This is a genomic window from Paraclostridium sp. (genome assembly GCF_051657365.1).
Lineage (GTDB): Bacteria > Bacillota > Clostridia > Peptostreptococcales > Peptostreptococcaceae > Paraclostridium.
The window spans coordinates 1-1,111 of record NZ_JBOFKN010000050.1 but is presented as its reverse complement, the minus strand read 5'-3'; the positions used below and the strand labels follow the sequence as shown (position 1 = coordinate 1,111).

General features: G+C 23.5%; 1 protein-coding gene. It reads right to left on the bottom strand.

Translation table 11 applies throughout. From position 1 onward, the window contains the following. Positions 1 to 1,111: hypothetical protein (locus ACRCYC_RS03615; RefSeq protein ID WP_438617818.1), on the bottom strand; the 1,111-nt coding region annotated here is incomplete at both ends.

The following is a 1,111-nucleotide window of genomic DNA, read 5'->3' as shown; positions in this document are numbered from 1 at the left end:
ATAAAAAGTATATATAATTTAATATTGTATCTAAATTTTCAATACTTTGTAAAAATTCAAACTCATTGTATAGATTTTCAATCTCTTTTCTATTTAACTGACAAATAAAATTTTTACCTTCAACTAATCCTAATTCCTTGGTATTTTCTTTTAAAAATTCTTTATATTCAACTTTTCCTGCAGAATAATTCTTTACTAAATCAGCATTAAATATAACCATTTCAATATTTTTATTAATAGTATCTAGTAAAAATATTTCTGCTGTATCTTCTTTTAAATATACTGTATTTACACCTTTTTTTATTTCTATTTTTTTATTCCTTAAGTTCTCAAAATTGTCAACAATATATAAAGTGATATCCTCCATTGAAACAATTAAATATTCTTTTTTAGCTTTAAAAGTTATTCCTGTTGGTATTATTGATAAATTTTGCTTTATTTTTAAAGTAGCAAAGTAATCTTCTTTATTAACATCAGATTTTATAAACTTAAATTTTTTTCTGCTTACTTCATTATTATTAAGCCACAGATATCTACCTACATTCAGTAAATTCACCATTTCTAAATTATCTTGATATTTATCTTTTAATATACTTATCTCTTTTAATCTTATTTGAGACTTTACTGCTAAACACTCCAATGATTCAAAAATATTTTTCAAATCATTTTCCACATTTATATTCAAATAAAACTTTATATCATTCATTACTATCCAATTACCATAACTTCTATGAACTCTTATACATATTTCTGAAACTAAAACATCTTGAAATTCTGCTATTTTCCACCCTTTTTCTGCAGTTATTTCTGATTGATAAATAGAAATCCAACCTGCATCAAAATTTCCATTTTTATATAAAATTTCATATTGGTCAATTCTTCCATTATTAGAACTTAGATGTCTCGTTAAAAATTCTATCTTATTTATAACTCTAGGCTCTTCAAACTTAAAATAAACATCCCCATATCCTCCAACAGAATATTGATTTGAATGAAACAGTGTATCTTCACTATCATCTAAAATTAAATCAGGACCATTTCCACTCCAGATAGATACGTTAGATGATGCAGTAATAGTATTTTTATCAACAAGATCAAATATATTTCCATC